The sequence below is a fragment of the Bradyrhizobium sp. HKCCYLRH3073 genome (genome assembly GCF_051167995.1).
Classification (GTDB): Bacteria; Pseudomonadota; Alphaproteobacteria; order Rhizobiales; family Xanthobacteraceae; genus Bradyrhizobium.
Window position 1 is genome coordinate 211,916 of the sequence record NZ_JBNPUD010000001.1, and the last position, 25,459, is coordinate 237,374.

24 protein-coding genes are annotated in these 25,459 nt (G+C 66.8%); 11 read left to right on the top strand and 13 right to left on the bottom strand.

Features of this window, described 5'->3' with window-relative positions; genetic code table 11:
- Positions 1-25 precede the first annotated feature (25 nt).
- A complete protein-coding gene (locus tag ACQR1X_RS00950; RefSeq protein WP_316218644.1) occupies positions 26-1,744 on the top strand; it encodes an ATP-binding protein in 1,719 nt (572 codons plus the stop codon).
- Here the strand turns inward: ACQR1X_RS00950 and ACQR1X_RS00955 are convergent, their stop codons facing one another.
- On the bottom strand, positions 1,745-2,389 hold the full coding sequence (locus ACQR1X_RS00955; protein ID WP_316218643.1) for a glutathione S-transferase family protein: 645 nt from the start codon (positions 2,387-2,389) through the stop codon (positions 1,745-1,747).
- Positions 2,390-2,570: 181 nt separating this feature from the next.
- Between ACQR1X_RS00955 and ACQR1X_RS00960 the strand changes: the two genes are divergently transcribed.
- Positions 2,571-3,020, top strand: coding sequence for a Rieske (2Fe-2S) protein (locus ACQR1X_RS00960; RefSeq protein WP_315804481.1), 450 nt, complete (start codon positions 2,571-2,573; stop codon positions 3,018-3,020).
- 120 nt (positions 3,021-3,140) lie between these two features.
- Here ACQR1X_RS00960 and ACQR1X_RS00965 read toward each other — a convergent pair whose 3' ends face one another.
- The 6 genes from ACQR1X_RS00965 to ACQR1X_RS00990 all read right to left on the bottom strand — a co-directional run bounded on the left by ACQR1X_RS00965 (position 3,141) and on the right by ACQR1X_RS00990 (position 7,621).
- Positions 3,141-3,383 (bottom strand): hypothetical protein, encoded by a 243-nt coding sequence (locus tag ACQR1X_RS00965; protein ID WP_315804482.1) that lies wholly within the window; start codon positions 3,381-3,383, stop codon positions 3,141-3,143.
- A gap of 24 nt (positions 3,384-3,407) precedes the next feature.
- On the bottom strand, positions 3,408-3,722 hold the full coding sequence (locus ACQR1X_RS00970; protein WP_434898162.1) for a hypothetical protein: 315 nt from the start codon (positions 3,720-3,722) through the stop codon (positions 3,408-3,410).
- Positions 3,719-4,462 carry an ankyrin repeat domain-containing protein gene (locus ACQR1X_RS00975; RefSeq protein ID WP_434898374.1) on the bottom strand — a complete coding sequence of 248 codons (744 nt, stop codon included), beginning with the start codon at positions 4,460-4,462 and terminating at the stop codon, positions 3,719-3,721. Before ACQR1X_RS00975 ends, ACQR1X_RS00970 begins: the two co-directional genes overlap by 4 nt.
- A 65-nt stretch (positions 4,463-4,527) precedes the next feature.
- Positions 4,528-6,171: a nitroreductase family protein gene (locus tag ACQR1X_RS00980; protein ID WP_434898163.1), complete on the bottom strand. Its 1,644-nt coding sequence runs from the start codon at positions 6,169-6,171 to the stop codon at positions 4,528-4,530.
- 271 nt (positions 6,172-6,442) lie between these two features.
- Complete coding sequence (locus ACQR1X_RS00985; protein WP_315804485.1) at positions 6,443-6,646, bottom strand: hypothetical protein; 204 nt, start codon at positions 6,644-6,646, stop codon at positions 6,443-6,445.
- A gap of 12 nt (positions 6,647-6,658) precedes the next feature.
- On the bottom strand, positions 6,659-7,621 hold the full coding sequence (locus ACQR1X_RS00990) for a PDR/VanB family oxidoreductase (RefSeq protein WP_316177996.1): 963 nt from the start codon (positions 7,619-7,621) through the stop codon (positions 6,659-6,661).
- A 255-nt stretch (positions 7,622-7,876) separates the two neighbouring features.
- Between ACQR1X_RS00990 and ACQR1X_RS00995 the strand changes: the two genes are divergently transcribed.
- Entirely contained in the window at positions 7,877-9,040 is a 1,164-nt protein-coding gene (locus ACQR1X_RS00995) for a PcfJ domain-containing protein (protein WP_434898164.1), read from the top strand.
- A 42-nt stretch (positions 9,041-9,082) separates the two neighbouring features.
- Here the strand turns inward: ACQR1X_RS00995 and ACQR1X_RS01000 are convergent, their stop codons facing one another.
- Complete coding sequence (locus tag ACQR1X_RS01000; protein ID WP_316177998.1) at positions 9,083-10,363, bottom strand: gallate dioxygenase; 1,281 nt, start codon at positions 10,361-10,363, stop codon at positions 9,083-9,085.
- A gap of 134 nt (positions 10,364-10,497) precedes the next feature.
- Between ACQR1X_RS01000 and ACQR1X_RS01005 the strand changes: the two genes are divergently transcribed.
- Together ACQR1X_RS01005 and ACQR1X_RS01010 are read left to right on the top strand one after the other, a co-directional pair.
- Positions 10,498-11,403 (top strand): LysR family transcriptional regulator, encoded by a 906-nt coding sequence (locus ACQR1X_RS01005; RefSeq protein WP_434898165.1) that lies wholly within the window; start codon positions 10,498-10,500, stop codon positions 11,401-11,403.
- 88 nt (positions 11,404-11,491) lie between these two features.
- Positions 11,492-12,211: a class I SAM-dependent methyltransferase gene (locus tag ACQR1X_RS01010; RefSeq protein ID WP_434898166.1), complete on the top strand. Its 720-nt coding sequence runs from the start codon at positions 11,492-11,494 to the stop codon at positions 12,209-12,211.
- A 39-nt stretch (positions 12,212-12,250) separates the two neighbouring features.
- On the opposite strand, the gene ACQR1X_RS01015 is transcribed toward ACQR1X_RS01010, so the two are convergent.
- Positions 12,251-12,730, bottom strand: a complete 480-nt coding sequence (locus ACQR1X_RS01015) for a VOC family protein (protein ID WP_315804491.1) — start codon at positions 12,728-12,730, stop codon at positions 12,251-12,253.
- A gap of 263 nt (positions 12,731-12,993) precedes the next feature.
- On the opposite strand from ACQR1X_RS01015, the gene ACQR1X_RS01020 reads away from it, so the two are divergent.
- Both ACQR1X_RS01020 and ACQR1X_RS01025 read left to right on the top strand, forming a co-directional pair.
- On the top strand, positions 12,994-13,989 hold the full coding sequence (locus ACQR1X_RS01020) for a M23 family metallopeptidase (RefSeq protein ID WP_434898167.1): 996 nt from the start codon (positions 12,994-12,996) through the stop codon (positions 13,987-13,989).
- Between the two features lie 8 nt (positions 13,990-13,997).
- Positions 13,998-14,678 (top strand): hypothetical protein, encoded by a 681-nt coding sequence (locus ACQR1X_RS01025; protein ID WP_315804493.1) that lies wholly within the window; start codon positions 13,998-14,000, stop codon positions 14,676-14,678.
- A gap of 50 nt (positions 14,679-14,728) precedes the next feature.
- On the opposite strand, the gene ACQR1X_RS01030 is transcribed toward ACQR1X_RS01025, so the two are convergent.
- The 3 genes from ACQR1X_RS01030 to ACQR1X_RS01040 are packed head-to-tail and all read right to left on the bottom strand — an operon-like array spanning position 14,729 to position 19,744.
- Positions 14,729-15,877, bottom strand: coding sequence for a DUF4340 domain-containing protein (locus ACQR1X_RS01030; protein ID WP_434874163.1), 1,149 nt, complete (start codon positions 15,875-15,877; stop codon positions 14,729-14,731).
- Positions 15,874-18,798: a Gldg family protein gene (locus ACQR1X_RS01035; protein ID WP_434898168.1), complete on the bottom strand. Its 2,925-nt coding sequence runs from the start codon at positions 18,796-18,798 to the stop codon at positions 15,874-15,876. Before ACQR1X_RS01035 ends, ACQR1X_RS01030 begins: the two co-directional genes overlap by 4 nt.
- Complete coding sequence (locus ACQR1X_RS01040) at positions 18,791-19,744, bottom strand: ABC transporter ATP-binding protein (RefSeq protein WP_434898169.1); 954 nt, start codon at positions 19,742-19,744, stop codon at positions 18,791-18,793. The genes ACQR1X_RS01035 and ACQR1X_RS01040 overlap by 8 nt, the downstream gene beginning before the upstream one ends.
- 1,197 nt (positions 19,745-20,941) lie before the next feature.
- Between ACQR1X_RS01040 and ACQR1X_RS01045 the strand changes: the two genes are divergently transcribed.
- The 4 genes from ACQR1X_RS01045 (at position 20,942) to ACQR1X_RS01060 (ending at position 24,656) form a co-directional block, all read left to right on the top strand.
- The gene (locus ACQR1X_RS01045) at positions 20,942-21,550 is read left to right on the top strand and encodes a nuclear transport factor 2 family protein (RefSeq protein WP_434898170.1); all 609 of its coding nucleotides are present in this window, start codon (positions 20,942-20,944) and stop codon (positions 21,548-21,550) included.
- 309 nt (positions 21,551-21,859) lie between these two features.
- A complete protein-coding gene (locus ACQR1X_RS01050; RefSeq protein WP_434898171.1) occupies positions 21,860-22,903 on the top strand; it encodes a Rieske 2Fe-2S domain-containing protein in 1,044 nt (347 codons plus the stop codon).
- Positions 22,904-22,909: 6 nt separating this feature from the next.
- The gene (locus ACQR1X_RS01055) at positions 22,910-23,665 is read left to right on the top strand and encodes a GntR family transcriptional regulator (RefSeq protein ID WP_315805847.1); all 756 of its coding nucleotides are present in this window, start codon (positions 22,910-22,912) and stop codon (positions 23,663-23,665) included.
- 10 nt (positions 23,666-23,675) lie between these two features.
- Complete coding sequence (locus ACQR1X_RS01060) at positions 23,676-24,656, top strand: PDR/VanB family oxidoreductase (protein ID WP_434898172.1); 981 nt, start codon at positions 23,676-23,678, stop codon at positions 24,654-24,656.
- Positions 24,657-24,668: 12 nt separating this feature from the next.
- Here ACQR1X_RS01060 and ACQR1X_RS01065 read toward each other — a convergent pair whose 3' ends face one another.
- Positions 24,669-25,316: a hypothetical protein gene (locus ACQR1X_RS01065; protein WP_434898173.1), complete on the bottom strand. Its 648-nt coding sequence runs from the start codon at positions 25,314-25,316 to the stop codon at positions 24,669-24,671.
- Between the last annotated feature and the right edge of the window lie 143 nt (positions 25,317-25,459).

A 25,459-nucleotide genomic window follows, 5' to 3' on the forward strand; every position in this document is an offset into this window, starting at 1 on the left:
GTGGGGCGGCATCGAGATGCGAACCATGAAGCTGCAGATCGAACGTCCGACCATCGAGGCGATGGCTGCGGCCTTTCCGCACCTCGCCTCGCTGAAGGAGCAGTTGCGCTTCGGCGACAGGGTCGAGGTCGACGTGGCGCAGCTCGCGACCGCCGAGCTCGACTTCCTGCGCGACAGCTACCAGAAGGCCGGTCCCGAATGGCACGCCCGTGCGGCGCAGATCGCGACCCTGCAGCGCGCCTTTGCCGATTCCGGCGCCCGCTTCGCCGAGCACGAGCTGGAATCGGTGCTGCCGGCGATTGCGCGCTACCTGATCTCGGGCGCCATCCGCGGCTGGATGTTCACCGCCAACGTCGCCAGCCGTCCGTTGCCCTATGTCGTGACGCGGCTCGACTACACGGCGCCGTCGAACGACGAGGCCGGCCGTGTCTTCATCGAGCTCAAGGCCAATGCCAAGGGCGCGATCACCACGTCCACCTTGCGCATCTCCGCCGGCGACATCGTCGGCAGGACGGTCGCCGAGATCTTCGCCGCCAAGGGCTTCCTCAAGGAGACGCCCGAGCTGATATCCGCCTACGATGAGACGGCCGAGCGGTACTTCGCCTGGCGTGGCCGCTACGGCGCGCAGTTCTCCGGCCGCGGCATCGGCTTCTTCGCCGATGATCCGAACTCCTCGCATCGCGACATGGACTGGTCGCGCAAGGACGTGATCGTGCTGTCGTCGGGCGGCGGCAGCGCGCGCCTCGTCAACGACGAGGGCGTTCTCACCGAGCGGGCGCTGACGCTCGAGGTCACCGGCGACATTCTCGGGCAGTACCTGCGCAAGGCCGCCAAGAGCAATCTCTATGATGCCGAGCAGGAGGTCGCGGACTCCAGGGCGGCGATCCCGAAGGGCCTCTTCTGCAAGATCCCCGTCCATCCCTACATGCTGATGTTCCATCTCGACCTGCACCATTATCTCTGGGTGCACGCCGACGACATGGTGCCTTACGCCTATCAGCCCGAGCTCAAGCAGAAGCTGGTGCTGCCGGAGGAGCAGACCGACCTGATCGACATTCTCACGGCCGAGATGGACCTGCTGATGGACGACATCGTCGCCGGCAAGTCGGGCGGCACTACGGTGCTGTGCGCAGGCCCGCCCGGGGTCGGCAAGACGCTGACGGCGGAGGTCTACGCCGAGATCATCGGCCGGCCGCTCTATCGCGTGCATTCCGGCCAGCTCGGGCTGAACGTCGCGGCAATGGAGGGCGCGCTGAAGGATGCGCTGACCCGGGCGCAGCGCTGGGGCGCGGTCATGCTGATCGACGAGGCCGACGTCTACATCAAGCGGCGCGAGGACGACATGACGATGAATGCCGTCGTCGGCGTGTTCCTGCGCGTGCTGGAATATTTCAATGGGCTGTTGTTCCTCACGACGAACCGCATCGACGACATCGACGAAGCCATCGTGTCGCGCTGCATTGCGTTGATCAAGTTCCAGGCGCCGGACGCCGCAGCGCGCGGCCGGATCTGGCGGGTGATGTGCGAGCAGTTCGGCTTGAAGATCGATGCCGGCCTGGTGGAGCCGCTGGTGGAGACGTTCCCGGGTGCCTCGGGCCGCGACATCAAGGGGCTGGCCAAGCTGGTCGCCAAATACTGCCACCACAAGGGCGTCCGTCCGACCATCGAGGTCTTCCGCCGCTGCGCCATCTTCCGCGGCATCGATCTCGGAGACCACGCGCTGCTGCCGGAAGCCGCGGAGTAGTCACGGCGTCGTCGTCTTCCCCAGCGTCGCCGGATTGTAGCCTTCCTCGCGCAGCACCCGCTGCACGACCGGCCGCGCCAGCATCCGCCGGTAGTGCGCGAGCAGGTTGGCCGGCAGCGCAATGCCGGTCTTGTCGGCCCAGAACGCGACGTAGAACAGGATCGGATCCGCCACGGAGAATTCGCCGCCGAGATAGGGCCGCGTGCCGAGCATCTTGTCGAGCACTGCGAAGCCTTTCACGACGATGTTGCGGCCGAGCGCGCGCACGGACTCCTGGTCGGCCTCGTTGCGGCTGAAGGTCGGCGTCGCAAAAATGCGCGCGAAGCCGTGGCCATGCACGGTACCGGCAATGTAGCTCATGGCTTCGAGCAGCCGCGTTTCGGTCTCGATATCCGAAGGCCATAATCCGGCGCGTGGCCGCGAGCGGCCGAGCCAATAGGCGATCGCCGGCACTTCCGTCAGCACACTGCCGTCGCTGCGCACCAGCGCCGGAATCGTCGATTTCGGGTTGATGGCCACATAATCGGGTTTGAAATTGTCTCCGGCCGGGAGATTGACGATATGGGCCTCGAACACCTCCTCGAGCTCTTCGAGGATGATGTGGATGCCGGTCGAGCACGATCCCGGCGTCATATACAACTTCATCGTGGCCATCATTGTCTCCAAGCCGACATCGCGCGCGCAGGCGGCATGCTTCATGCAAGGATCGGGACAGATCGAGAGTGACGCGCCGAGGCCCGCCAGTTCGGGCCGCTGCCGTCAGGTTTGCGACAGGAGACTCTTCACGGTCCCGCAGCTCCGTCGCCTCGTTGAGGGAGCGTCGCGCATGACGGAACGTGAGCCGGAAGTCTTCGTCATCTGTCCGACGACGAGCATCGCGCCGGGTGAAGCCAGGGCGTTCAGCCTGTCGCGGATCGGCGACAATGGCGAGGCGCGGCCGTTTCCGATCGTGATCATCCATACCGTGTCCGGCGGCTTCGTCGGCTATGTCAACAGCTGCCCGCACGAAGGCAAATGGCTGAACATCGGCAGCGGCCAATTCTTCAACGCGGAGCGCACGATGCTGCGCTGTGGCCGCCATGGCGCGATCTTCGAGATCGACACCGGATTGTGTACCAGCGGTGATTGCGAGGGCCAGAGCCTGGAGCCGATCGCGCTCGCGGTCATCGACGGCGAGGTCTGCCTGTGCGGCGTCGCGCTGGTGGAGGATACGAGCTTTCCCGATCCGTTCGATGATCTCGACGAGACCATGGAGATCATGATCCATCCCGAGTGAGGCATTCTTCCATCCGCCCGTCATTGCGTGGAGCGGGGGTGACGAAGCAATCCAGGGCCGCGCGCGTGGTCGTGGATTGCTTCGCTGCGCTCGCAACGACGTCGTTACGGTGATGGGGGCTCAGAACCCATCCGCCTTCGCGCCCCACGGATGACTTCCGGGCACCAGCGGCGCCTTGATGCCGGCTTTCTCGACATCGGCCTTGGTCTTGAAGAACGTCGCCTCGTGCACCAGCGTGCCGTTCTTCGTCGTCACCGCGACATAGCGCGCGACCGTGTCGATGTCGCACAGATAGCCGCCGCCGGGATCGGCGGCGCTGCGCAGATTGCCGTCCCAGTCCACGAAGAAGCCGTCACTCGACATCTCGAACTCCATCTCGTCGTTGATTCAGGTTTCGGGTTGATCGGCGACCAGTTTCGCATAGGCGCGCTCCACGATCGCCCGGCATTGCAACAGGCGCTGATGCTCGGCCTTGCCGATGCTTATCGTCTCATCGCCGGAGTCGGCTGCGGTCGTCGCCGCCTGCAGCGCATCGAACAGGGCTTTCTCGAGCTGATAGATGCGCTCGCTGGCGCGCTCCAGATAGGGAATGGGATTGGCGCGGACATTGGCCTCGTGCAGCGCATCGAGGCTGAGCAGCGTGCGAAACCGGCGTTCGACCTGGCGCTGCTGCATGCCGAAATCGTGCTCGATGACGCTCATGGCCGGGCCTCGGGCGCGGCCGCCTTCGACGCCGCCGCTTTGGCGGCGCGGCGCAGCAAGGTAAGGCATTCGAGCGAGGCGGCCATGTCGAGCGCGGAAAAGCCGTCCAGCGTCTCGGTGCTGATGTCCGCGCCCTTGGCCAGCAGATGCGCGACCATTTCGGCCTTGCCGGAGGACGACGCATACATCAGCGCGGTGGCACCATTGTCGTTGCTGTTGTCGAGATCGATGCCGGCCTCGACCAGCGCGTCGATGGCGGCGAGATGCCGGCCGACGCAGGCGAGCCACACTGCGTTGTTGCCGTCGGCGTTCCTGGCGGTGACGTCGGCGCCGGCAGCGAGCAGCTCGCGGATGACGGCGACGTTGCCGAGATGTGCCGCCTTCATCAGCGGCGTGGTGCGATTGGCGATGATGGCGTTGACGTCGTCGGCGGGAAAGCCCTCGGCGGCGAGCCACGCCGCCAGGGCCGGACCGACGTTCGCCGCGCCGCTCCGCGCGGGATAACGCTGGCGCCACGCCTCATAGCCGCCGTCGAGGCTATAGACCTCCGCGAAGCCGAAATCGGAGAAGGTCTGCGCATACTCCTGGCTGGCATTGCCGTGATAGCAGTAGATCAGGATCGGCGTGCGCTTGGTCGTGCCGGCGATGATTTCGGAGAGATTGCGCTGGGTGAGATGCCGCGCGCCGGGCAAATGCGCAGTGTCGAACGAGGCGGGGTCGCGGACGTCGAAGCGCAGCACGTCGTCGCGCTGCAGCAGCTCGGCCGCGTGGTCGACGTCGATGCGCTGGAACGGAATGCGCGGTCTCATCGCAGGTCTCCCGCTTCGTTGCGTGTGCGGCCCGGATAGGCGGCCAGTGTCGTGATGCGGTCATCGGTCAGGGCACGGCCGACGGTGAAGTGGTAGAGCGTCTGGAAATCGGCTGCGACGACGCCGAGCATCTCGTGCACGGAGTCGTCGAAGAAGCAGCCGATGCCGGTGCCGCGCAGGCCCGCCGCTTCGGCTTCAAGGTAGAGTACGTGGCCGATCAGGCCGGCCTCCCAATGCAGTTGCCGATAGCGCCACGGATGGTCGCTCACGGCAGGCGTGAACTCGGCGAGCATCGCCATCGCAAAGCAGCTATCGCCCGCGATCGCCTGGTGACAGCTCGCGGTGCGGATCACGCCGCGGCTGTCGGTCGGCAGCAGCCGGAACAACGGCAGATGGTCGGCTGCGTGCTCGACGTGCTGCCAGTCGAAGTCGGGACGCAGCGCGCGCCGCAGGCTGCTCTCCGCCTCGCCGTTGCGCGGTAGCGCATAGAGCCCGGGCGTGAGGCCGTCGACGCGGTGGACGAACAGCAGCGGATGCAGCCGTGGCGCGAATGGCCAGGCGGTCCATGGCGGCGCGGCGCGCGGCAGCAGCGCGTCGAGAAGGTGAAGGAACGCTGCGAGGTCCGTCGTGAATCTGGCGTCGAAGCGCTGCGCGCTGCGCCGGCTGAGAATGAGCTCGGCCGCGCGCGCGCCTGACCGCCGCGGCAGCGGCGGGCACTGCGACGGAACGGAGACCGCATCCTGCGCCGCACCGGCCGTGGCCGTGCTCACCTCGGGAATGACGGGCCAGCGATAGAGCGGATGGCGATCGAGCCGGTTCGCCTGGCCCTTCCAACTGTCGTCGATCTTGGCCGGCGATGGCAGGGCTGTCGGCGGCCGAGAGCGCGCATCGCGCGGCACGATCGCGAGCAGCACATCGGCGTCCTCGGTCTCGACGCCGGCGAAATCATCCGCGCGATCGAGTCCCATCAGTGCTGCGAGTTGCGCGCTGTCGATGCCGTCGATCACGTGCGCGCTCCAGCCCAGCGCAGCGGCGGCGTAGCTGACGGCGCCGATCGCATGTCCGAGGTCGAGCTGGCAGTAGCGGAACGCGCGCTCGCCATATTTCCACGCCTCGCGCCAATGGATCGAGGACAGCGCGAGCCACAGTCGCGGCTCGCCGGGCGATGTCCTGCCGCGACGGCAACGTTGCTCAAGCGCGTGATCGCGGCTGACATAGTGGTGAAGACCGTCGCTGAGCCCCGGCACGTTCTCCGCGATGACATAGGCCTCGGTCGGATGCAGATTGCCGCTGGAGGGATTGCAGCGCAGCGCCCAGCGGTCCGGGCCAAGCTCCTTCCATGCGGCCAATCCGAACGACAGCTCGAGCAGCAGCGCGACGCGGTCGATCGTCAACGGCTGGACCGGCGCCGTGGCGTCGCAGGCCTCGGCGAAGCTCACGGCGAGACGGTCCGAGGTCAGCGGCAGATGCAGCCGAGGGCTGCCGGCGAACTCGCGGAACGGGTTCGGCTGCGCGTCCCAGTCCAGCGTCTCGGGTCCCGCCGCATAGCGCTTGAGACTGTGCTTGGTGCGGGCGTGATAGGCCAACGCGATGTCGGCGGCGGCTGGGACGTCCGCCGTGCCGGACGATGACACGGACATGCTTCCTCACAAGGCGCGACCTGCGCGGTCGCGCATGTTGGACGGTCGCTCGGTAACGGCGTCGGGCGGAGCAAGAACCGTTCCGAACGGCCGCAACTGCCTCCGCATCGTCATTTTGGAATGCGCCGGTCGGGCGCGGGCTCGGAGCTCATCGCCACGGCCGGTGGATCTGGAATCCGAGCGCCTCGCTGCGCATCGTCTCGGAGTGACGCGACGGGAGAGCGTGTCCGATTCCGAACAGCGCGACCGGAACTGTGGGCTTCTCGACATTTCAATGCCGGTGCGCGCCGGCCGATGCGCTGGCGTCGATCAGCACGGTGACCTTGGCCGCGATCGACAGCCACGCCCGATGCGCGGCGAGCTTGTGGCCGAGCTTGAAGCTGTCGGCCATGCGGGCCGCGAACGCCGGCCCCTCGGTCCCGTGCTGTTGGGCGATGATCCACGCGGTCTGCCACAGATCGGTCTCGCTGGTCACGGCGGATGCCTGCTAGAGATCGAGCACCAGCCGGTCGCCCTTGGCGCGCGACACGCACGGCAGGAAATAGCCCTCGGCGCGCTGGGCCGCGGAGAGGCGCTTGTCGCGATGATCGATCTCGCCGTCGATCACCCGGGTCTTGCAGGTGCCGCACATCCCTTGCTCGCAGGAGGTCGCGATCTTGACGCCGTTCTCCTCGAGAAAGGCGGTGACGGTCTTGTCGCCGGGGATCTTGAAGGTCGCGCCGGTGCTCTTGATGGTGACGTCGAACACCTTGTCGAGCAGCGCGGCCGCCGCCTTGGCGGTGAAGCGCTCGACATGGATGCGCTCCTCGGCAAAGCCCTTCTGCCTGGCGAGCGCGATGATCGGATCCATCCACCAGTCGACGCCGCAGATGAACAGTTGCGTGTCGTCGGGTCGGTCGGCCAGCAGCTCGGCGGCCTTCAGCAACTGATTGTCCTCGCTGGATTCCTTGTAGTATCTGGTGTCTTCGGCGAAACGCGACGCCTCGATGGTGCCGCGGAACGAGTCCGGCGACATCAGCGCGAACACGTAGTGCAGCTCGAACGGGATGGTCTTGGCCTTCAGCGTGTCGGCGATCGACAGGATCGGCGTCACGCCGATGCCGCGCGCCACGAGCAAGGCGCGCTTGGTGTCCTTGGGGATCTTGAAGCGGTTGCGCGGGCGGCTGACCTGCAGCCGGTCGCCCTCGTTGATGTCGAGATGCAGCGCCTTGGAGCCGCCGCGGCTGTTGCCGTCCTTCCACACGCCGATGCAGTAGCGGTTGCGCTCTGAGGCGCTGTTCAGCAGTGAATATTGCCGCGTCAGTCCATTCGGCAATGTGACGTCGATATGGCTGCCGGGGGTGAAGCCCGGCAGCGGCTGATCGTCCGCCGGAACGAGCTCGAACGAGGCCATGTTGTGCGCCTCGATGGCCTTCTTGGCCACGACGACCGTGTGCAGGCTGTCGGACATCTGACAACTCCATCTTGCGAGCCGGCTCATGAGAAACCGATGCAAGGGCGAGGCCAAACCGCGTTCGCCGCGGAGCGCGGCGGCTTTTCCGCTTGTGCTCGCTGCAGATTGGATGTATCAGCGTCGCCCGTTTCAACCCCGACGGTGTTCAACGCGAGAGGCCATCAGCCATGTCGAATCCACTGTGCGCGACACGATCCGTGCCGACGCCCGCAGTGCGTCCGGCTGATAGTTTCTCGATCATGTTGAACGACAATGGCAAAGTCATCGATTGCACGACGGCAGGAGGCCGAGCGCGCGCGGGTTGAAGCCTATGAGCTGACGCTGCGCCGCGCGGCACGGCCGACGCGGCCGCCGCCGGATCTGCACAACGCGATCCGCGAGGCGGGGCGTGGCTTCGAAGCCGACATCATCCGGGATCCCGAGAGCTGGAAGCCGCAGCTCAAGACGCGCGATGCCGCGCGCCTGCGGCTGGCGGCGGCGCGGCATCTGTTCGCGCGCTATCCCGTGCCTTCGCATCTGGAGCAGATCTGGATCGAGGCGTCGGGGCTCGGCCACGACGAGATCGTCCGTCGCAAGCGCTGGTACATCGCGGCAGCCGGTGGCGGCTCGCTGTACAAGGCTGGCGCGTCGGCGTTCCTGTCGCGAAAGGAGGTTCACGGCTTCCTCCATCCTTTCGGGCAGGTCGACTTCGACGAGGCGATCTGGCAGGCGATCGCGCGGTCCTACACGGGCGATCCGGCGATCGTGTCGCGGATCACCCGGTCCCGGATCGCGCGGACGCCGCGCGGCGAGCACGCGTTCTGGCGCGAGGCGGCGCAGTTCTTCTGCGCGCAGCCGACCACCGTCGAGGAGATCGACGATCTCTGCGACTACATCGCCGATCGTCGCCGGCGCGAGCGGGCGTTCAGCCTCAAGGGCCGCTCGCTCGCGGCGCTGCGCCGGCTGGCGCGGGAATGGCATCGCGATCTCGCGGTGATCGCCCGCATCGAGGCGGCGCGCCGGCGTGCCGAGATGGCGCGTCACCGTTCGGCAGCGCAGGCGGCGGAGCTTGCGGCGCATTGGCCGGGCGCGCAACTCGCGGACTGGTCGTGGAGTCCGTCGGCCAAGGCCTTCGCCAAGCGTGACGAATATGTGATCACGCAGCTGCGGACCGCGGAGGACCTCGTCGCTGAGTCCAGGGCCATGCGTCACTGCGTGTCGAGCTACGCGACGAGGTGCATCGCCGGCCATTCCTCGATCTGGTCGCTGCGGCATCGCCATGGCGGCGCGGCGCAGCGGCTGCTGACGATCGAGCTCGATCAGCAGCGTCGCGCGGTGCAGGTGCGTGGCTTCGCCAACCGCGTGGCTCACGCCGGTGAGCGCAAGGTGCTGGAGCGCTGGGCCAAGGCGCGCGGCATCGACCTGCCGGAGACATGATCTGCGTCGCCCGTTCCGGGCGGCGCAGGTCGTGCGCGCCAGTCAATGCGCGTCGATCGCATCCGCCTTGGCGCCGCCGGCGACGGAATAGCGCATCGGCACCTTGCGGGTCTTGAGGAACGCCTCCAGGGTCTCGCCGCGGAAGGCTGCGTAGACCTCCGGGTTGGAGACGCCGATCACCGCGGCCATCTTCTCCAGCACGAAGAAGCTGACGCCCCGCCTGATCATCTCGATCCAGCGGCGGTTCTTGATGAGCTCGCGCTCCTCGCCCGTGAGCTCGTACTCGTCCGCGAGCGCGTCGAATTCCTCAACAAATCTCTTGCGATGCGCGGGGATCACGAGCCGGTGCAGGAAGTCGTTGATGCGGAAATTGGCCTGGCTGCGGCGATGCGTGAACGGATAGGTGCCAGCCAGCGTCTCGGCGCCCGCGAGCTCGTGTCCGATATGCGCGCGATAGGCCGCGACCTCCTGCGGATCCGGCGTGCCGCCGAGATCCTCGAACACCAGGGTCGCGATGTTGGTCACCGACGGCGCGTAGGTCTGCCTGTGCACGAGCCTCACCTTGTCCGACAGCGCACCACGCATGATCAGCCACATGATCACCTCGGCGCCTTCCATGCCCCCCTTGACCGCATAATCGGCGATCCGCATCGCAGTGAGCCGCTCCGGGTCCTTTTCCAGCAGATCGAGGAATTCGTTGTCCCAGTCCTCGTTGAGAAAGCCGGCACGCTCGCCATGCACCTGGTGCGACAGCCCGCCGGTGGCGAAGATGGCGACTTTCAGATCCTCCGGATAGCTCTCGATCGCCTTGCGCAGCGTCTTGCCCAGCTTCCACATCCGCTTCGCATTGGGGATCGGCAGCTGCAGCACGCCGACCTGAAGCGGCACCACGCGGCCCGGCCACGGGCCGCTGGCATCGCCCATCATCGACAGCGGCGACAGCAGGCCGTGATCGACCGGCTTGCCCTGGAAGAACGACATGTCGAACTCGTCGGCGACCATCGCCATCGCAATGTGCTGTGACAGGCCGAGATGCCCCTTCGCCGGCGGCACGTCGCGCGGTCCGCCGCCCTCGTCGGCCGCGACATAGCGGTCGTCGATGCCGAGCGCGAACGCCGAGTAGTGATCGAAGAAGAACGAGGTGATGTGATCATTGTAGATCATGAACAGGACGTCGATGTCCTTGCGCTTCACCCAGTCGCGCACCGCCGCGAAGCCGTCGAAGATCGGCTTCCAGGCCGGGTCGCTCTGCTTGTTGGTGTCGAGTGCGAAGCCGATGGTGGGCGAGTGCGATGCGCCGATGCCGCCGATGATCCGGGCCATGTGTCCCTCCGCGAAATGGGCCGCGGCTGACTGTCACCCGCGGCCGCGCCGAGGCCGACCTTACGAAGTTTCCCATGCTAGACAATCATGCTAACATGCACGGATCGTTTCTCTCGATGAACGAGAGCCCTAGGATGAAATGGCGGATCGAGGACATTCCGGTGTTCCATGCGGTGGTGGCGACCGGCGGCATGACCGGTGCCGCGCGGTCGCTGGGCATGCCGAAATCCTCGGTCAGCAAATCGGTCGCCCGACTCGAGCAGGATCTCGGCATCCGGCTGTTCGACCGCAACTCGCGGCGCGTCCGGGTGACCCGCGAGGGCGAGCTGTTCTTCCAGCAATGTCAGAAGATCCTGGACCAGGTCTCGGAGGCCGACGCGGTCATGACCGGGCTCTCCGGCGTCCCCAGCGGCCGGCTCTCGGTGGCGCTGCCGCCGGCGTTCTGCGAGGAGATCCTGGCGCCGCAACTCGCCGAATTCCACCGCCGCTATCCCCGGATCGAGCTCGACGTCGAGGCGACGACGCGCGCGATCGACATGCTGGCCGACCGCTTCGACATCGCGGTCGTGGTCGGCGTGCAGGAGAATTCCGAGCTGGCGCAAAAGGTGCTGATCGGCGGCCGCCTGATCTGGGTGACCAGCCCCGCTTATCTCGCCGCGCACGACATCGGCGAGGACGTCCGCGCGCTTGAGCGCCATCTCATGATCTGCGAGCGCCGCTACGGCGACCGCACCCTGGTGATCAAGCAGCATGGTCATCTCGTCCGCTTCGACGTCGGGGCGCATGTCGCCCGCATCAACAATCCGCTGGCGGTGCGCCGCGCCGTCGCCCACGGCGCCGGCATTTCCTTTCTGCCGGAGCACTATTGCGTCGAGCTGCTCGGCGAGGGCCGGCTGGTCGAGATCGGCAGGGGGGTCGTGTTCGACACCCGCGCCGCGCAGCTCACCGCGATCTTTCCGAGCCGCAAGCTGATCTCCTCGCGCGCCCGCGCCTTCCTCGATTTTCTCGAGGAGATCTGCAGCTCGTCCGCGCGCGGTTGAGCGGGCTGCTGCCAAAACGTCACATGACAGGCCCCGGAAAGAGGTCTAAGACGCGCGGCTCTTGAGTTGACCTCTTACGAGAGCCGCCATGAATCTGCGCCAGCAATGGGAAGATCAGGCCGCCCAGTGGCTCGCCTGGGCGAGGGCGCCAGGCCATGACAGCTTCTGGCGTCATCATCGCGAGCAGTTCACCAGCCTGCTGCCGGGGCCGGGTGCGCTGACGCTCGACATCGGCTGCGGCGAGGGCCGGTTGTCGCGTCATCTCAACGCCTCGGGGCACAGGGTGATCGGCATCGACGCTTCGCCCTCGCTGATCGCGGCGGCGCGCGCCGCCGATCCCGCCATCTCCGTCGTGCGCGCCGATGCGGCATCGCTGCCGCTGGCCGATGCCTGCGCAGATCTCGCGATCGCCTTCATGTCGCTGCAGGACGTCGATGCGATGCCGGCCGCAGTGCGCGAGGCGGCGCGAGTGCTGAGGCCCGGCGGCCGGCTGTGCATGGCGATCGTCCATCCGCTCAATTCGGCCGGCCGCTTCGCCAGCCTGGCGCCGGACGCGCCGTTCGTGATCCAGGGGAGCTACCTGGACTCCTTCAACTACAGCGATCCGATGGAGCGCGACGGCTTCAGCATCATCTTTCACAGCGCGCATCGTCCTCTGCAGCGCTATTTTGCGGCGTTGGAGGAGGCGGGCTTCCTGATCGAGGCGCTGCGCGAGCCGTCGATCCCCGAAGCGGCGATCTCCCGCGACAGCAGCCGGCGCTGGCTGCGCCTGCCGCTGTTCCTCCATCTGCGCTGCCTGCGCCCGTAGGGCCGGAACGCCGCGACGCGCTCCGGCTTCGCGCGGGCGTCACCCGCGCCGGGCCGCCTCGATTGCTGCAACGTCGATCTTCTTCATCGTCATCATCGCGCCGAAGACGCGCTTGGCGGCGGCGCCGCCTTCTGTCATCGCATCGGTGAGCGCGCGCGGCGTGATCTGCCAGGAGATGCCCCATTTGTCCTTGCACCAGCCGCACTGGCTTTCCTGGCCACCATTGCCGACGATGGCAGTCCAATAGCGGTCCGTCTCCGCTTGATCATCGGTGGCGATCTGGAACGAGAAGGATTCGTTGTGGGTGAACGCAGGTCCGCCATTGAGGCCGAGACAGGGGATGCCGCAGACGGTGAATTCCACCGTGAGCACGTCGCCAGCCTTGCCGGAAGGGTAGTCACCAGGCGCGCGATGGACTGCCGTCACTTTGCTGTCCGGAAACAGCTCGGCATAGAAGCGCGCGGCGGCCTCTGCGTCCTTGTCGAACCACAGACAGATCGTGTTCTTGGGCTTTGCCATGGCAGGGCTTCCTTCCATTTCAGTGCAGGCCGCGCGCTGGTTCACGACGCGGCGCTCGGGGTTGTGATCGCGCCGGCTCGTCGCGATCCGGCTTGATCCAAGGACGCAGCCGCCGGCCGCGATCCGACATCATGATCTGCCTTGGACGAACTTTTTGTGGCCGGCCTGCGCGGCGGATTCTTCATCACGCAGCAGTTGTAGCCGGGGTGCGGCCCTGTCGTGTAGGCTCGCGGGGGGATCGACCGGGGAGTGGGGGTGGTGAGATGAGCGTCACGCGTGCCGCGCGCCGGGGTGTGTTCACCCTGCTGGCATTGGTGGTCCTCAGCGGCCACCGCGCCGAAGCCGCGTTCGACTACGCCCGCTACAAGGAGGCCGGTCTCGACGACCTTCTGGCGCTGCCGCGCCCGGCCAAGGGTGTCGACATCAAGACGGGTGCGCCGTTCAAGCTCGAGGTCATCCTCGCGAGTGCCGGGGGTCCATGTCAGACGGGGTTCTTGAAGAAGTCGATGGCGATGTCGGGCTTCGACCAGGTCGAGAAGCTCGGCGTCTCGAATTGCATCACGGTGCGTTCGTCCAAGGGGCGGGAGCTCAAGGTTTTCGTGCAGGACATCGTTTATGGCTTCCTGCCGCGCGAGCTGAAGGTCGGCGGCAAGCTGACGCTCTATGCCGTCCACATCTACACCTCCGCCGAGGGACCCGGACTGCTGGTCAACGAATTCCAGACGGTGCAGCCAGCCGCGCCGGCTCAGCAGCAGCCGTCCGAAGCCGGAATGGCCTCGTGCGGCTGCTGGTCGCTGCGCGATCATCCCGGTATCGATGTCGACGCCGGGACGGAGGGGGCACCGATCGGGGTGATGGAGGATGGCGTCGTGGTCAAGGTGGAGGCGGCCGATCAGGCGCCCGCTGACCTTCCGCTTGTCGGCGGCTGCGGGCGCTACGTCGTGCTCAAGCACAGCTATCCGAACGGCGCCGTCCTCTTCACCCGTTATGCCCATCTCGGTCGTCTGGTCGATGGCAAAGGCGAGATGCCGGCCGTCGGCGCGCGCTTCAAGCGCGGCGAGAAGATCGCCGAGGCCGGCCCCGGCAAGATCATGCATTTCGAGTTGCGGCCCGTTGCGCAAGGCAACGCGACGGTGGATTCCGGGTGGACTAAGCAATACGACGGGATTGCCGACATGGAGTGGTCACGCTACGAGCCGGTGGATCCGAGGAAGTTCGATCCCGACGCCTTTGGCGGTCTGGGCAAGCGTGGGAAGTAGGCGTCGACATGGTGAAGACTGGGGGCCGCATTCAAGCGGTGCTTGTGGGGATCGCCGCGGCGATGCTGACGGGGTGGCTCTCGCCATCGGCGCATGCACAATCGGCGCCGCGACCGGCGTCGCCGCCGCCGGCACGTCCGGCGCCCTCACCACCGGCGCCAGCCGTTCCTGCCGATCTGAAGGACTTGCGCGGCGAATGGAAGCGCGCCGGCGCCGGCTTCGGCTGCGTCGTGACCCCGCCGCGCGAGCTGTCACAGGAGCTGTTGCTCGCAGTCATGGCGCGCGCCTGCATGCGGCTGGGCCCGCTGGTGGTCGGCGACGGTGCTGACACGGCGACCGCTGCGCTCGGGCAGCCCCACCGCACCTTGAAGCAGGCGCAGGACAAGGTCGCCTGGATCTACTTCGTCGGCCAGCGCGAGCACTATCCTTATTTCGTGGTCACCGTGGCCGCCGATAAGATCGTCGCGCTGCAGGTCACCGGCGACGGCACCACGACGGCTCCGGGCTACGAGCTCAGCAGCGTCGGTCTCGGCGCCCCCACCGACGATCTGGTGAAGGTGTTCGGCCAGCCCAACCATTTCGAGCCGAGCGAATTGAAGGGCGTCGAGCTCTGGACCTATCCGCCGCATGCGTTCTCCTTCGAGCTCAAGGGCGGACGGGTGATGTCGATCCGTGTTGGGAAGTCGTGATCCGGCTCCACTGATTGCGCAGCGAAGCCGGATTTGCGCATCGCGGTGCGCTAGCCGCCGGGCGACTTTGGCGGTTCCGCGCCGCCGTGAGCGGCCTGCTCGGCGCCATGGGATGACGGCGGAACAGCCTCTGACGCTGCCGGCGCCTGATCCGTCTTGGCGCCTGAGGTCTCGGCCTTCTTAACGTTGTCATCAGGGCTCTTGGCGTCTGCGCCCTTGTTGTCCGAACTCTTATTGTTCGAGCTGTTGTCGTTCGAGCTCTTGGCGTCCGGCGCCTTGTCCGGTTTCGGCGGCTCGATCAATGCCGCGCGCGTGGCCTGCACGACCGGCGCGGCGGCGTCGGCGTTGACATGGAAGAGATAGTCCTCCGCCGACCGCGTGAACAGATAGCCCCCACCGGCGTCCTTCTTGTAGCGATAGGTCAGCGCGCTTCCATCGGTCCGCTTCAGCGTGACGGTGACGTCGGGCGCATCCGTCTGCGCCAGCGCCGCCTTGCCCTTGCCGCGCACGTTATCGAAGGGGGGATGCGCCATCGCGCTGACCAGGGCGTCGATCTTGTCGGGCCGCGGCTTCTCGTCCTTGCCGAGCCCCGCCAGCGTGAACTTGCCGTCCTTGCCATCGATGGTGACGTCGCCGACATTGACGCTGGCGATCTTGTCGCGCGGCGTGTCCAGCATGTCGTGCTGCATCCAGGCGCTGGGCTCCGCGCCGATGTCGTAGGTTGCCAGCTCGACGGCAAAGACCGGAGAGGCATCGCCGGCCCGCACATGCACCTGGCGATACGCCGGCGAGGTCCCGACCAGGAGCTCACCGACCCGGCTGCCGCCGCTCGTCAGCACCACGCGGCGCTCATGAACCTTTTCGGTGACCTTGAAGCGCTCGGCTGCGGCCTCGGTCTTCGCGATCGGCCAGCCCTTCTTCAGGCCGGCGATGCGGTCGAGCAGGCCATTGACCTTCGTCGTGTCGGCGGGAAAGTCGGCCAAGGCGGGGATCACCCATTTGCCGTCCTTGCGCGCGAGGGTGACGGTGTGGCCGGCATCGTCGTCGATCGCGACCTGATCGACCTTGGCCGGCGCGAACGCGACCAGCGGCTCCTTGGCGTCGAACGCGGCATGATCGGAACGGTTGACCGCGAAGGTGAGAGCCAGCGCGAGCTGGCCACCCAGCAGCGCCGTGAGCAGGATGGGAAGCCCTTTCATGTCTGCGCCTCCGCGATGCCGAGCATGTTGAGATATCTCCGTTGGGCGCCGAGCCGCAGCGCGCGACGCACGATGTAGACGAGGGCGAGCCCTGCGAGCGCGAGCGCATAGTTCAGGTATTCCCAGAACATCTGGCCGCCGCTCTGCATCGGCGCGAGCGTGCGCGAGAACTGGCCGCCGCGGCTGCGCAGCGCCAGCAGCCCGCGGTCCTCCAGCGACCAGTCGACCAGGTTCTGGGCGAAGTCGAGCGGCGCCAGGTATTGCGTGCGGTCGACGCTGGAGGCGAGCTGCAGCACGTCGTCCGACAGGAACGTGCCCGAGCCGATCACGATCAGCCGCGCGCTTTCGGGCGAGCGGGAGATCACGCCGGTGATGCTGGGCTTGGCATCGGCAGCCGCCGTCTTTGCCGCGTCATCGGGCTTCGCGTCGGGTTTGGGCTCGGCAGCGTCCTTGGCGAGAGGCGATGGCTTGCCGGCGAAGAACGACGTGAACTCGCCCTCCATCATGGCCCCGAGCAGCTGGCGCCCCTGCTTCTCGGCAGGAGGGAAGCCGGTGTCGGGATGCGCCTTGAAGTCCGGCACGACGTTGGTCGTCTTGGCGGTCCATGAATGCGGCGAGCTCTGGATCAGATCCACGATCTTGCGCTTCTTGCCGACCTTGTCGGCATCGATCGTCAGCGGCGAGGCCCAGGACAGCGTCAGCTGCTGGGTGCCGGCCGAGGGCGCCGCGCCCTGCGCCAGCCCGTCGCTGCGGATGTCGGCGAAGAACGGGTAGTCCATCAGCCGGATCTGCCGCACCTTGATGCCGCCGCCGACGTCGCGTTCGCTCGGAATCGGGAACGAGGCGTTCTGGCGGTCGAGCACCATGCTGTCGCCGACCTTCACGCCTTGGAACGCCAGCCAGTCTTCGAGGCCGGACGGCGTCTTGGTCACGTCGAGATTGCCGCGCAGCGACGGCTGATAGGGCGAGGTGGCGACGATCACGGTGCCGCCCTTCATCAGGAACTGATCGACGGCGAACAGCTGCTTCTGGTCGAGCTGCTGCGGCGAGGCGACGAACAGGATGTCGGCGCGCTCGGGAACGCGTCCGTCCTTCAGCTGGGTGGCGTCGACGAGCGTGTTCTCCTGCAGCTTCTGCTGCAGCAGATCGAACGACGGCCCACTGCTGCCGGGGATGCCGAGCTGCGGCATCGGCTGCTGCGCCGGCGGGGTGTACAGCGCGACGGTGCGCAGCGCGCCGGGCGTGAAGCGCTTCAGCTCGGCGTCGATGTTGCGCTTCAAGCCGTCCTTGTCGAGCTGCTCCGGCAGCTGGATCTGCTCGGTCTTGTCGCCGCTCTTCAGGATCAAATGGAACCAGAAGCGTTTCGGGTTGAGCAGGCCGACCGAAAGCGGCTCGAGGCCGTATTCGTCCTGCAGGGTCTTGGCGATCTGGCCGCCATTCGCGTCGGGATCGACGATCTTCGCGTCGAGCTTGCCCGGCGTCTTGCTCTGGTAGTCCTTGATCAGCTCCTGCAGCGCGGTCTTCAGCTTGGCGAGCGGCTCGGGCAGGTTCTTGGCCGAGATGTAAGCCTCGAGCGTCACCGGCTGCGGCAGGCCGGCCAGCACGTCGCCGGAGCCGCGATAGCCGTTCAGCACCTTCTTGATCGCGCGGGTGATCGTGTATTCGGGATTGCGCAGATTGACGTCGAGCTCGCTGTCGCCGTCACCGCGCTCCTTGACCTCGATGAGGTCGCGGAAACCGAGCGTCGTATACTCATCGCCATATTTGACGAGGATGTTGAAGTAGGAGTTGGTCACCGACGCCTGATACTTGCTCGAGGTCTGGAACGGCACCGGCTGGATGCCGTACTGCTTGTTGGCTTCCGCCTCGAGGGCTGCGTTCTGCATCGGGTCGACGAACTCGACCCGGACCTTGCCTTGTCCTGCGATCTCGTACTCCTTCAGGAGATCGCGCAGCCGCGGCACCAGCGGCGCCAGCAGCGGGTGGGTCTGGGCGCTGAAATAGCCGCGGATCAGCAGCGGCTCCTGCAACTGGCCGAGATAGCTCCTTGTCTCGTCCGAGATCGAGTAGATGTGCCCCGCGGTGAGATCGGCCCGTGCGGCCGGGAGCTGGCCGAGCCACAGGTTGACGGCGACGAGATTGGCCACCGTGAGCGCGGCCACCATGCGCCAGCGCCGGTGCTGCGGCGCGCGGCCCTGCGACGACCAGCGCAGGCTCTCCAGGACATAGAGATTGAGCACCAAGAAGACGCCGAAGATGCTGAGATAGTAATAGAGATCGCGCAGGTCGATCACGCCGCGGGCGATCGACTCGAAGCGCGACCCGGCCCCGAGCTGCCGCAGCAGCTCACCGCCTTCGTTGCCGGTGAGCGAGGTCAGCGTGTTGGAGCCGAGCAGATAGAACGCGCCACAGATCAGGGTGGAGACGATCAGGCTGATGACCTGGTTGTCGGAGCGGGCGCTGACGAACAGGCCGATCGAGATGTAGGCGGAGGCGAGGGCCAGCGCGGCGAGATAGCCGCCGACCACCGGTCCCCAGTCGAGCCGGCCGATCATGGATACCGTGATCGGGAGCGGCAGCGTCAGCGCCAGCGCGATCGCAACCAAAGCGAGGCAGGCGAGGAACTTGCCGAGCACCAGCTGCAGCGGCGCGACCGGCGAGGTCAGCAGGAACTCCAGCGTGCCGGCGCGCCGTTCCTCGCTCCACATTCGCATCGTGATGGCCGACACGATGAAGATCATCAGCACCGGCATCCATTCGAACAGCGGCCGGACGTCGGCGATGTTGCGGGCGAAGAAGCGGTCGACCCAGAAGAACAGGAACAGGGTGACGGCGAGGAACGCGGCCATGAAGATGAAGGCCGCAGGCGAGGCGAAGAAGACGGCCAGCTCCTTGCGAGCGACACGAAGAACGTTATGCATGCAGGGCCTCCGGGGTCGGCGCGCCGGCGCCGGTGATGTCGGCAAACAGGGTTTCGAGATCGCGCTGTTCGGGATGCAGGGCGAACAGATCGAGCTTGTTGTCGGTGATGACGCGGGCGACGGCCGGCGCCACGGCGCTCGCCGCGTGGCCATTGAGGTTGAGAGCATAGGCATGGCCGGGCTCGGCGGCGGTCAGCCGCTCCACGCTGGTCACGAGGCCAAGCCCCGTGACCAGCCGCTCGACGAGGTCCGGCGGCCCGCTGGTCACAAGACGCAACCGGCCAGGACCGCCGAGATCGCTCATCCTTGTGTCGAGCGCCAGCCGGCCGCGGTTGATCACCAGCACGCGCTCGCACACGGCGCGGACCTCCTGGAGAATGTGGGTCGACAGAATCACGGTCGCGGTCTTTGCGAGATCCCTGATCAGTCCGCGCATCTGGGCGATCTGCGACGGATCGAGGCCGTTGGTCGGCTCGTCGAGGATCACGATCTTCGGCTTGTGCAGGATCGCCTGTGCGACGCCGGTGCGCTGCCGGTAGCCGCGCGACAGGCTCGCGATCGGCGCGGTGGCCTTTTCCGCAAGACCGGTGGCGGCGATGGCATCGCGCAGCGCCTGCGCTCGGGCGCCCGGCGGGATTCCTCTCAGCTCCGCTGCGTAGTCGAGGAATTCGACCACCGTCATTTCCGGATAGAGCGGGCAATTCTCGGGCAGGTAGCCGATCAGCGCCTGCGCCTGCCGGCGCTGCTTGCCGATGTCATGGCCATGAATGGTCGCCGTGCCGGCAGTCGGCTCGAGGAAGCCCGTCAGCATTTTCATGATCGTGGTCTTGCCGGCCCCGTTGTGCCCGAGCAGGCCGACGATCTCGCCGTCGCCGACCTCAAAGGAGACGTCGTCGACGGCGGCGAATGACCCGTATTGGCGGGTCAGGTGTTCGGCGGAGATCATGTGACGTGTCGCTCCTGAGTTGGCCGTCGCGGCGCCGGATCCTGATCGACATGCAGGATCGATCACCGGCGGCACGCGCGTCGGATGCAGCTGAGAGGATCGGGCCGACCGAACCGGCGGTCGTCGGCATGGAAGCTGAGAGATCGGGCGCGCCGAGCGCGGCGGTTCAGAGCGGCCCGGCCTGTGCGATGGAGGGAGTCATCATCCGGAAGAGCACATCGTGCGACGAAGCCTTGTGCAGCACCTTGGGAGGTCGTGAAGCGTTTGTTTCCCGCCGTTCTGTTGGTTGCGGCTAACTAATCGAACGCGATCAGATGAATCAAGCGGGGGCAGCCGCTCTGGATCGATCACGACCGGTCAATTGGATGTGAGCGGGCAAGGGCGTGAGCTCGCGCTGCAGCCGCAGCCTGGCATGCTCCTCCGGGGCGCGCATGGGGCTGTCCGGTCCCTCGCGGAGATCGAGGGCATCCGGCGGTGATCGCCCTGCAGCAAATAAATGAGATTGCGCTTTTTCAGAAATCATGCTTATATGCCGGCAACCCGCCTCGAGCAGAGGGACGTACGCGTCGTCACGAACGTTGAGGTGGGCTGCGATGGACGTGACGGCTGCGCCAGACGAGTGCAGTCGTGACGGACGGCGAAGTCGTGTGGTCCTGGCCTCTCGACGCTGAGGTCTGCGCAAAGCGCCACAAGCGCGTTGTCGCAAAATGGGGGCAAGAACGCCGATCCCCAGGGAGAGCACGAAGGACACCGTAAAACCATCGCGCGGGGAAGGCCGGGTCTATCCGGCTGTACCTGTGGTACCTGCCGCCTGCATTCTTTTGAGCAGGCGGGCCACGGGCCTCAGCCGAGGTCCGGCCTTCCTCGCGCCCTCTCGTTGTTCAGAGGGGCATGACGAATGCATCACTCGGGCGCTGCGCGCCGCGGGGAGCACGCGCTCGCCTCACATTCGGTGTCGTCCCGGACAAGCGCGCCACGGCGCGCGCCGATCCAGGACCCCATAACCACAGCGAGAAGTTCGAGGCACGATGGCCGACCGATCTCGCCTCACCCCGAGGGCCGGTGGTTATGGGGCTCGGCTCAAGGCCGGGACGACACCGAATTTGTCGCGCGGTCCGGGCAGCTATGAGCAGCCGTGACTTTGCAGTACGTCCGCGATCCCGTATCCAGCAGCGACAACACAAGGAGGAAACCACCATGACCAGGACCGCCGCTGAGATCGAAGACGACCGCCAGATCCGCGAACTGCTGCAGAACTGGGCGATCTGGCGTGATGCCGGCGACTGGGAGCGCTTCCGCACGGTGTGGCATCCGGACGGGCGGATGATGGCGACGTGGACGCAGGGCACCGGCGACGAGTTCATCGAGATCAGCAAGGCGGCCTGGGCGAAGGGCGTCAACATCCTGCACTTCCTCGGCGGCATCTCCGTCGACCTTGCCGGCCCGCGCGCGATCTCCCAGACCAAGATGACGATCTCACAGCGGGCCGAGGTCGAAGGCGTCGTGTGCGACGTGCTCTGCACCGGCCGCTTCTACGACTTCCTCGAGAAGCGCGCGGGCAAATGGGGCATCGTGCTGCGCCAGCCGATCTACGAGAAGGATCGCATGGACCCGGTGACGCCCGGCGCGGTGCCGGCGCTGGATCGCGCGCTGCTGGAGCAGTTTCCCGTGGGGTATCGGCATCTCGCCTATCTGCAGACGCGCATCGGCTACACGGTGAAGCGCGACATGCCCGGGCTGAAGGGGCCGGAGGTCGAAGCGCTCTATGCACGCGGCGCCGCGTGGCTTCGGGGCGAGGGGCTGTGATCATCGACCCCTGCCTCGCCGGTGCCGCGCTCCGAACGGGACAGCTCTCGCCAAGGGGGGCTGATCCGGAGGATCTCTGGGGCCGTTACCGAGCGGGTGAGTCTTTTTCGGAGTGCGCAGCGAGGAATCAGCGCAAGTGCTTGAATCGGAAAGGATTCTCTGTCAGCCTTGTTCCTTGGAGTGGAACCGTCGTGCGGCTATTGTATACAGGATTGGCAATTTTCTGCCGGTATAAGGCGAAACTTGCGCATCCTGGCTGGTTGCTGTATACAATGATCAGCTAGAAGTATACTGCCACGAGGACACGCCATGGCCGCTTCTTTTCCGATGAATGCCTGGTACGCCGCGGCCTGGGACGCCGAGGTCAAGCAGGCCCTGTTGCCGCGGACGATCTGCGGCAAGCACGTCGTGATGTTTCGCAAGGCCGACGGCACCATCGCCGCGCTCGAAGATGCCTGCTGGCACCGGCTGGTGCCGCTGTCCAAGGGCCGGCTGGAAGGCGACACCGTCGTTTGCGGCTATCACGGCTTGAAATTCAGCCCGCAGGGCCGCTGCACCTTCATGCCGTCGCAGGAGACCATCAACCCCTCGGCCTGCGTACGTGCCTATCCGGCGGTTGAGCGGCATCGGTTCATCTGGCTGTGGATGGGCGATCCGGCGCTGGCCGATCCGGCCGTTATTCCCGACATGCACTGGAATCACGATCCGGCCTGGGCGGGCGATGGCAAGACCATCCACGTCAAATGCGACTACCGGCTGGTGGTCGACAATCTGATGGATCTCACGCACGAGACCTTCGTGCACGGCTCGTCGATCGGCAACGACGCGGTGGCGGAAGCGCCGTTCGACGTCACCCATGGCGAGCGCACCGCGACCGTGACGCGCTGGATGCGCGGCATCGAGCCGCCGCCGTTCTGGGCGAAGCAGCTCGGCAAGCCCGGTCTGGTGGACCGCTGGCAGATCATCCGCTTCGAAGCGCCGTGCACGGTGACGATCGACGTCGGCGTTGCACCGGCCGGCACGGGCGCGCCGGAGGGTGACCGCTCGCAGGGCGTGAACGGCATGGTGCTCAACACCATCACGCCGGAGACCGACAAGACCTGCCATTATTTCTGGGCGTTCGCCCGCAACTACCAGCTCTCCGAGCAGCGGCTGACGACGGAGATCCGCGAGGGCGTGTCGGGCATCTTCCGCGAAGACGAGCTGATCCTGGAAGCGCAGCAGCGCGCGATGGACGAGAATCCGGGACGCGTGTTCTACAACCTCAACATCGATGCAGGCGCAATGTGGGCACGGCGGATCATCGATCGGATGATCGCGCGCGAAACGCCGCTGCGTGAAGCCGCGGAGTAGAATGGAATGGCCGAGCGTGACAGCGAGCGTTCGATCTCGCAGACCGTACGTGCGCAGCTCACCTTGCGCGACCTGATCCTCACCGGCGGCTTGCGCCCCGGCGAGCGCATCTCCGAGCTGCAGGCGGTGGAGGCCGCCGGCGTCTCGCGCACGCCGGTGCGCATGGCGTTGGTGCGGCTCGAGGAGGAGGGGCTGCTGGAGGCCATTCCGTCCGGCGGCTTCATGGTGAAATCGTTCTCCGAGCGCGACGTGCTCGACTCCATCGAGGTGCGCGGCACGATGGAAGGACTGGCGGCGCGGCTCGCCGCCGAGCGCGGCGTGTCCGTGCGCGACACCGAGCCGATGCGCGAGTGCCTCGCCCAGATCGACGAGCTGATCGCGCCGGCCGAGCTCTCGTTCGACGGGTTCTCGGCCTATGTGGCGCTGAACGCGCGCTTTCATGCCCTGCTGGCCGAACTGTCGCGCAGCCCGCCGGTGATCCGCCAGGTCGACCGCGCCAGCGCGCTGCCGTTCGCCTCGCCGAGCGGCTTCGTGATGGCGCAATCGGCGCTGCCGGAGGCGCGTCACATCCTGGTGGTCGCGCAGGAGCATCACCGCATCGTCATCGATGCGATCGAGAACCGCGAGGGCGCCCGCGCCGAGAGCATCATGCGCGAGCATGCCCGGCTGGCGGCCCGCAACCTGCGGCTCGCCGTGAAGGCGCGTGGTCCGATGGACCTGGTGCCTGCGGCGGTGCTGATCAAGACGCAAATCAACGGCTGAGGAGGCGATCATGCGTTTCCAGGACAATTGGTCGCCTGCGACCCTGGTCTCGACACGCGACCTTGCGCCGGGCATCCGCGAATTCATCCTGCGGCCCGACGGCTATGTCTGCGCGCCCTATGCGGTCGGCAGCCACATCAAGGTCGGCGTCCTCGCCGCCGGCCAGCCCGATGTCCGCTCCTATTCGCTGGTCGGCGAGGCGGACCCGCGTGGCTACCGGATCGCCGTGCGCTTCGCCGAGGATTCCCGCGGCGGGTCGCGCTATCTGTGGTCGCTGCAGCCCGGCGCCCGGCTGGACGTGGCGAGCCCGACCTCGCTGCTGCAGGTCGATTGGCAGTATCAGCATTATTGTCTGGTCGCCGGCGGCATCGGCATCACGCCGCTGGTCGGAGCAGCGCACGCGCTGCTGCGCAAGACGCCGAACGTCTCGCTGCACTATGCGGTGCGATCGCGCGGTGATGCGGCCTATGTCGATGAGCTCGCGGCGCTGCTCGGCGACCGTCTCACGGTGTATGCCGCGGATCAGTCGCAGCGGCTGGACCTGTCCGATCTTTTTTCGAGTCTGCCGTCCGGAGCAGCCGTGCTGTTCTGCGGACCGATGCGGATGCTGGATGCCGCGCGCAGCGCGTGGGCGGCGTGCGGCCGCGTGCCGGCCGATCTCAGCTATGAAACGTTCGGATCGAGCGGCCGGCTGTCGACCGAGCCGTTCAAGGTCCGGCTGCGCGACAGCGGCGAGGAGATCGTTGTGCCGCGCGACCGCTCGATGCTCGACGTGCTGAATGCCGCCGGCCACGAGGTCATGGCGGATTGCCGGCGCGGCGAGTGCGGCGTCTGCGCGGTTGACGTGGTCGAAGTCGAGGGCGAGATCGATCATCGCGACGTGTTCTTCAGCGCCGAGCAGAAGCACGACAGCCGCAAGCTCTGCGCCTGCGTTTCACGCGCCCACGGCGTGGTCACGATCGACACGCTGGAACGGGCCGACGCGCTGTGAGCGCGCCGCCGGCTATTTGTCGGCGAGGCTGACCGGCACCGCCGACGGCGGCTTGCCTGAGGACTTACGGCCGCTCTGCTGCGCTGCGACGGCCGCGCGTGCGGCCTTCAGGCGTGCATCCGTCTCCTTGTCGGCCAACAGCGCGTCGGTGAGGTTCGCTTCGGCGGTGTACGCCGCCTCGGCCGCGGCCTTGGCCGCCGCGATGTTGGCTGCGGTGGGATTGGCCTTCGCCAGCGCCTCCGCCGCGTCGCGGTCGGAAATGGCCTTCTCGTTGGCGGCCAGCGCGGCATCGAGATTGGCGTCGGCGACCGTCTCGGCAGCATCGGCAGCCGCCAACGTCGCCGCGGCGGGACTGAGCGGCGGTCGGGGGCGCAATGGTTTCGCTACCGCCTGCGGCTTGACGGCCTGAGCCTGCGGCGGGAGCGCGGGCCGAGAGGATGGTGGCAGTGCCGTTGGCTGCTGGATGGGAGGCGGCTGGAGTGATGGCATGGTCGGCACAAGCCCGATCGGCACCATCCGCGCAAACGAGCTGCGCGCGTCGCGCATCAGGCCGCCCATGATGTCGTCGAGCGGGTCGGCCATCGCGGTCCCGCTCACCGCTGCGCCGGCAAGCATGCCGATCGCGGCGGCGACGTTCCTCGACGTGATGCAGACGGCCATCGGAGCCTCCCTCGCGACGAAATCGGGCCAGCCGACCCCCCCCCCGGCGCTCACCGCCTGCCTTATTCCGGAAATGGGTTTGCAGGGTGGCGCCATCGTGGAGCGTCGCGCCCGACATGCGCCGTATCTGCCATATTGGGCTT